The organism is Mesorhizobium sp. M7A.F.Ca.AU.002.02.1.1, from assembly GCF_003998535.1.
In the GTDB taxonomy this organism is placed as follows: domain Bacteria; phylum Pseudomonadota; class Alphaproteobacteria; order Rhizobiales; family Rhizobiaceae; genus Mesorhizobium; species Mesorhizobium ciceri.
Map to the genome: position 1 here is coordinate 1 of NZ_RZPB01000379.1, position 5,904 is coordinate 5,904.

Sequence of the window (5,904 nt, forward strand, 5' to 3'; positions counted from 1 at the left end):
GGTCGAGGCGCGCATGGAGCGGCCGAGCGCCGAGACGACGCCGGAGGTGACGGTCCATTCAAAGCCGAGCGGATTGCCGATGGCGATGGCGATCTGGCCGCGCCGCAGCCGCTTGGAATCGGCGAGCGGTGCGACATCGGCAAAGCTGCCGTCGGCGCGCACCAGCGCGATGTCGGTGTCGGGATCGCGGCCGAGCACGCGGCCTTCGCGGGAGGCGCCGTCCGGCATCGAGACGCGCACTGTCCTGGCATCGCCGACGACGTGGAAATTGGTGACGACCAGTCCGTCCGGCGCGATGACGAAGCCGGAGCCGTGACCGCCCTGGCCGCCGACGCGTTCGATGCGGCAGACGGCCGGGCCGATGCGGTCGACGGCGTCCGCAACGGTCGTCGAATATGCGTCGAGCAATGTATCGTCAGGTTCGAATTTGGCTGCGGCGAGGGCCATGGAAGGGCTCCGTATTTTTCGGGCGAAAGGATGATTTTTTTCCTGTGCGCGTCGTTGTCCCAAAACCGCTGAGCACTTTTGGGCGACACGCACTATATGTGCGGAGCGGCTGGAACCGCCGCGACCTGACCAGATGGCCAGTCAAACCGGCAACTAGCCTTCAGGCGAGTACCTCTGAACGCGCTGTCGAGCGATATCTGGGGCATGGATGAACCCAGGAGACCAATATGAGCGATTTCAATCTGAGTGCGTTTTCGCAAGCCATCGCCGATCTCGCCGCCCAGGCGGCAGCGGCAACGGCTGGCTTCGCCACGCATCATCACCGCACGGCAAGCGCCTTCCACTGGCGTGACGGTTATTTCGTCACCGCCGAGGAGGCTGTCGAGGCCGGCGAGGAGATCGAACTGACGCTGGCCTCGGGTGAGGCGGTGAAGGCAGAACTGGTCGGCCGCGATCCGTCGACTGGCGTTGCCCTGCTGAAGCCGGCTACGGCCATCAACGCCGTGCCGTTGGCCAGGGCTGACGCGGTGCGGCCAGGCAACATTGCCATCGCCATCGGCAATAGCAACGGGTCGGCTCTGGCCGTTTCGGGCTCGGTAGGCGAAGTCGGTCCGGCCTGGCGCTCGATGCGCGGCGGCACCATCGACCGGCGCATCAATCTGGCCGTCGGTGCCGGCGGCCGTTTCGAGGGCGGCCCGGTTCTCGACGCCAAGGGTGCGCTGATCGGCATGCTGCTGTTCGGGCCGCGCCACCGGGCGCTGGTCATGCCTTACGAGACGATCGAGCGGGCGGTTGCGACGCTGCGCGAAAAGGGCCATGTCGCGCGCGGTTATCTCGGCGCCGGCCTGCATCCGGTACGCGACCGCGACGCGCATGGCGCGATGGTGATGAGCCTCGATGACGATGGTCCCGCCAAGGCCGCCGGTCTCTCTCTCGGCGATATCATCGTGGCGTGGAACGGTGAGGCGGTGCATGGCCCGCGCGACCTGATCCGCAGGCTCGGACCAGACAGTGCGGGCGCTTCGGTGACGCTCGGCGTGGTGCGCGGCGGCGAACAGCGCGATGTCGGGCTGACCATCGGCGAAAAGCCGCTTTCCTGAGAGGAGTGATGGACACGCTCACCAGCGACCGGATCATGCATGACGGTGCCGTCTCGCGGCGGCTGGTGGTGCTGATTGCGCTTGGCGATGCGTCGCGCGCCGAGCGCTTGGCGGCCTCGCTGGCCGCGAGCGATGACCTGCTGCCGGTGGTGGCCGGCAGGGCTGACGTCGCCATCGTTGACGACAGCAGCGGCGGTGCCGTGCCGGCCGCCATTCCCCGGGTTCTGCTATCGGGACGCGCTGGCGAACGGCCCGCGGGCGAGGTGTTGGCCGTCCTCCAAACGGGCGCGGACGATTTGTTGATCGCTGCGGCGGCGCGGCTGGCGGCGGCCGGCTATCGGGTATCGGGCGAGCGCAGAACCGGACGCCATGAGGATTTCCATACTGGCGATGGCGAGCCGTTCGAAGATGAAGCCTCCGACGAGCATGCCGTCCGTCCTTCGCTGTCGCCGCGCGAGGCGGAAGTGCTGGCGCTGCTGGCCGAGGGCGCACCCAACAAGGTGATCGCGCGGCGGCTGAACATTTCCGTGCACACCGCGAAGTTCCATGTCGCCGCAATCCTGATCAAGCTCGGTGCCGCCAACCGCACCGACGCGATTGCCACTGCGATGCGGCAGGGGCTGGTGCTGGTTTAGTCATAAACCCTACGCTGCGTAACGCGGTGTCCGGCGTGTCGGGTCTTGCGCTGTGGTCGCCCGCCGCGCAAAGCTTCGCGTCTGACGTGTTGCAAGGGAGGCGCAAGGAAATGTCGCTCAAGGGAAAGACGCTGTTCCTCTCCGGCGGATCGCGCGGCATCGGGCTGGCGATCGCGCTGCGCGCGGCGCGCGACGGCGCCAATGTGACGATCGCGGCCAAAACCGCCGAACCGCATCCGAAGCTGCCCGGCACAATCTATAGCGCGGCAGAAGAGATCGAGCAGGCCGGCGGCAAGGCGCTGCCCGTGCTGTGCGACATCCGTGAAGAGGCACAGGTGGCCGAGGCGGTCGCCAGGACCGTGGAAAAGTTCGGCGGCATCGATATCTGCGTCAACAATGCCAGCGCCATCCAGCTCACCGGCACGCTGGAAACCGACATGAAGCGCTACGACCTGATGCATCAGATCAACACGCGCGGCACCTTCCTGGTGTCCAAAATGTGCATTCCGCACCTGAAGTTGGCCAGCAATCCTCACATCCTGAATCTGGCACCGCCGCTCGACATGAAGGCCAAGTGGTTCAAGAACCATGTCGCCTACACGATGGCCAAGTTCGGCATGTCGATGTGCACGCTGGGCATGAGCGCCGAGTTCGCCAAGGACGGCATCGCCGTCAATTCACTGTGGCCGATTTCGACCATCGACACGGCAGCCGTGCGCAATCTGCTGGGCGGCGCGACGGTGGCGGCAATGAGCCGTTTGCCCGACATCATGGCCGATGCTGCGCATGCCATCTTTATGCGGCCGGCGCGCGAAGCGACTGGCAACTTCTACATCGACGAAGAGGTGCTGCGCGCCGAGGGCGTCAGCGATTTCTCGATCTATGCGCCTGATGCGACCGGGCCGCTGGCCGGCGACTTTTTTGTCCCCGACGAGGTGTTTGCCCGCACGGACAGCAAGATCAGGAATATTTACTAGAGCTCTTTGTTTTGACGCGACGGGCGTCGAGCCAAGCCCTTCGCCACCCGCAGGGAAAGCCCTGCTCGAACAAGGCGGTAGGGCATCGTTCCTGCGGGATTGATTCAACGTCCGGCGGGCGCAGGCTCACGCCTCGTCCTTCTTGCCTTTGCTCAGGCCCATCAGCCGGTCGATATAGGCGAGCATGAGCGCCGAGACGACGAAGGCGAGATGGATGATGGTCAGCCACATCAACTGGTCGGTCGTGTAGGACGATGAGTTCAAGAACACCTGCAAGAGGTGGATCGACGAGATGGCGACGATGGTCGAGGCAACCTTGACCTTCAGCGAACCGACATCGATGGTGCCCAGCCAGTGCACACCGCCGTCCTGGTCGTCGAAGCGGCTGACGAAATTCTCGTAGCCCGAGATGATGACCATCACCACCAGCGAGGCAACCAGCGCGGCATCGATCAAGCCGAGCATCTTCAGGATGGTGTCGGTGTCACCGAGCGTGAACGCCAGGCTAATGAACTCATAGAGCTTCTTGCCGAAGGACAGCGCATAGACGGCCAATGCCAGGGCCAGGCCTATATAGAAAACGACGAGCAGCCAGCGTGAAGCGAGAATGATCGATTCGATGGCGAGTTCGAGACGCTTCATGGGATGATTCCGGCGGGTTGATCTCTCAGACAATGGCCGTATTCGACGAGGCCGCCACCGTTTGCAAGACAAAAAACCCCGCCGAACAAAGTCCGGCGGGGCTCAATGCGTCCCGCTGGAGTCGGGACGGGGCAGGGAACGCCCAGCACCGAATCTGGGGTGGCTGCGCTCGCGATTCAATGAGCCGTGTCTAACGCCCGTACAATTCTTGTTGAACCCCGCACATCCATCCACCCCCGGCTGTGCCGGGGGTGGATGCTTCTCTTGCCGATTCCACAAACCGGGTCATGATTTTGAAATCATGACCTAATTGTTGCTGGCGACCGGTGCCACCAGCGAGGTGATGCGGCGGATGGCGACGCGGCGGTTCTCGCGGTTGGGCGCCGCCGTGTTGACCTTCAGATACTCCTCGCCATAGCCCTGTGTCGTCAGGTTTTCCGGCGGGATGCCGAAGGCATTGGTCAGAGCCTCCGCCACCGCTTCCGCACGGCGATCGGAAAGAGCGAGGTTAGCCTCCGGTGTGCCGACCGCGTCGGTGTGACCTTCGATCAGGAAGGTCTCGGCCGGGTTCTTCTTCAACAGCTTCTCCATGGCCGTCGCTACGCCCTCGAGCTTCTGCACCTCGGTGTCGGAGATGGAGGCCGAACCGAATTCGAAGTTGAGCGTGTCGAGATCGACGCGACGTGCGATGTCGCGCACGCGGGCCGAACGCTTGACCTCGTCGATCGAATAGAGGCGCTGGACCTTCTCGACCGGGGGCTGTTCGAGGAACTCGTAGTAGTCATCGGGGCTCTCGACGTCCTCGGAATCGAGAATGTATTCCCGGCGCGGGATGGTCAGCCGCATCGGCGGCAGGTCGTCGCCGGGATCACGCCAGTCGCTGTCATCTTGATAGTGCCGCTCGTCGACATAGCTCAGCACATATTCGCGTCCATCCGGCGCGATGCGCGAACGCTGGATAACGTCGCCATAGCGGTTGCGGATGGTGACGATCCGGACACCGTTGTCACGCTCGACGATTTCCCGGGTGCGATCGCCCGACAGATCCTCATAGTAGACTTCTTTGGCACCGCGGGTGACGCGCGGGGCGTCATTGCTCTGGACAAATGTCTGGTTGTTGAACTGTAGGATGACGCGATCGCCGAGTTTCCTGACGACGTCGACGCCTTTCGGACGCCGACGATCGCGGGCGATCTCATCGGGCGCACGCTCTACGCGCGTGCCCTTCTCCTCGGTCACCGGGACGATCTTCTCGGGCTTGATCTCCTGCTGTGCGGCCCTGTCGTCGGTGGGCGGCGGACCCTGGTCGACGGGAGCAGCCACCGGCTTGCGGCCCTGATCGCCACCTTGCTGGGCATTTTGCCCGCCATTCTGCTGCTCGCCATCCTGCTGAGCATTCTTGTCGCCACGTTTGCGGCCGCCGCCCCTGCGCTCGACGTCCTTCTGGCTGTCCAGGATGGGAGCGGCGTTTGGATCGGCCGGTGCTTCGCCTTGCACCGGGTTTTCGCCCTGTGCCGGTGCTGCCGTCTGACCATTGGCCGGTTGTTCGCCGGTGGTGGGTTGTTCGGCCGTCGCCGGCTGCTCGCCAACAGGTTTCCTGCCGTGCTTCTTCGTCGTGTCCTGGGGCTGCTCGCCTTGGGCCGCCGGCTGCTCGCCGGCAGGGGCCGTCGCCTCTCCAGCGGGAGCTTCCTTCGGCGTCGGGGCGACTTCAGGTTGGGCTTGCTGATCCTGCCTGTTCTTCTTGCGCGGCTGGGCCTGCTCGCCGGGCTGATTGTCGTTGGCCGGCGCGACCTGTTCGGCCGGCGTCTGCTCGGTCTGCTGCTGCTGATCACGCTTCTTCCTGCGCGGCTGCTGTTCCCCTGCGGGTGCTGCCTGTTCGGCCGGCGCCTGCTCGGTCTGCTGCTGCTGGTCACGCTTCTTCCTGCGCGGCTGCTGTTCCCCTGCGGGTGCTGCCTGTTCGGCCGGCGCCTGCTCGGTCTGCTGCTGCTGGTCACGCTTCTTTCTGCGCGGCTGCTGTTCCTCTGCCGGTGCTGCCTGTTCGGCCGGCGCCTGCTCGGTCTGCTGCTGCTGGTCACGCTTCTTTCTGCGCGGCTGCTGTTCCTC

At 64.7% G+C, this 5,904-nt stretch carries 7 protein-coding genes; 4 read left to right on the forward strand and 3 right to left on the reverse strand.

The features are described 5' to 3' along the window. The coding region (locus EN879_RS21550) for a trypsin-like peptidase domain-containing protein (RefSeq protein ID WP_206520976.1) at window positions 1–447 on the reverse strand (447 nt) is incomplete at its 3' end. 227 nt (window positions 448–674) lie between these two features. Between EN879_RS21550 and EN879_RS21555 the strand changes: the two genes are divergently transcribed. From EN879_RS21555 to EN879_RS21565, 3 genes are all read left to right on the forward strand, one after another. Next, a complete protein-coding gene (locus tag EN879_RS21555) occupies window positions 675–1,547 on the forward strand; it encodes a S1C family serine protease (RefSeq protein ID WP_063168768.1) in 873 nt (290 codons plus the stop codon). Between the two features lie 8 nt (window positions 1,548–1,555). Further along, entirely contained in the window at window positions 1,556–2,182 is a 627-nt protein-coding gene (locus tag EN879_RS21560) for a helix-turn-helix transcriptional regulator (protein ID WP_063168767.1), read from the forward strand. A 110-nt stretch (window positions 2,183–2,292) separates the two neighbouring features. Then, window positions 2,293–3,159, forward strand: a complete 867-nt coding sequence (locus EN879_RS21565; RefSeq protein ID WP_127274235.1) for an NAD(P)-dependent oxidoreductase — start codon at window positions 2,293–2,295, stop codon at window positions 3,157–3,159. A 126-nt stretch (window positions 3,160–3,285) separates the two neighbouring features. Here the strand turns inward: EN879_RS21565 and EN879_RS21570 are convergent, their stop codons facing one another. Both EN879_RS21570 and EN879_RS21575 read right to left on the reverse strand, forming a co-directional pair. Next, on the reverse strand, window positions 3,286–3,801 hold the full coding sequence (locus EN879_RS21570) for a TIGR00645 family protein (RefSeq protein WP_013530171.1): 516 nt from the start codon (window positions 3,799–3,801) through the stop codon (window positions 3,286–3,288). 306 nt (window positions 3,802–4,107) lie between these two features. Beyond that, the gene (locus EN879_RS21575) at window positions 4,108–5,298 is read right to left on the reverse strand and encodes an OmpA family protein (RefSeq protein ID WP_127224566.1); all 1,191 of its coding nucleotides are present in this window, start codon (window positions 5,296–5,298) and stop codon (window positions 4,108–4,110) included. A gap of 216 nt (window positions 5,299–5,514) precedes the next feature. Here EN879_RS21575 and EN879_RS39465 point away from each other — a divergent pair. Further along, window positions 5,515–5,904 (forward strand): hypothetical protein (locus EN879_RS39465; RefSeq protein ID WP_206520977.1); only part of this gene is annotated, 390 nt, incomplete at its 3' end.

Bases quoted from the DNA above. Each gene is read 5' to 3' on its own strand.
- EN879_RS21560 (WP_063168767.1), top strand. From the start codon at position 1,556: ATGGACACGCTCACCAGCGACCGGATCATGCATGACGGTGCCGTCTCG.
- EN879_RS21565 (WP_127274235.1), top strand. From the start codon at position 2,293: ATGTCGCTCAAGGGAAAGACGCTGTTCCTCTCCGGCGGATCGCGCGGC.
- EN879_RS21570 (WP_013530171.1), bottom strand. From the start codon at position 3,801: ATGAAGCGTCTCGAACTCGCCATCGAATCGATCATTCTCGCTTCACGC.
- EN879_RS21555 (WP_063168768.1), top strand. From the start codon at position 675: ATGAGCGATTTCAATCTGAGTGCGTTTTCGCAAGCCATCGCCGATCTC.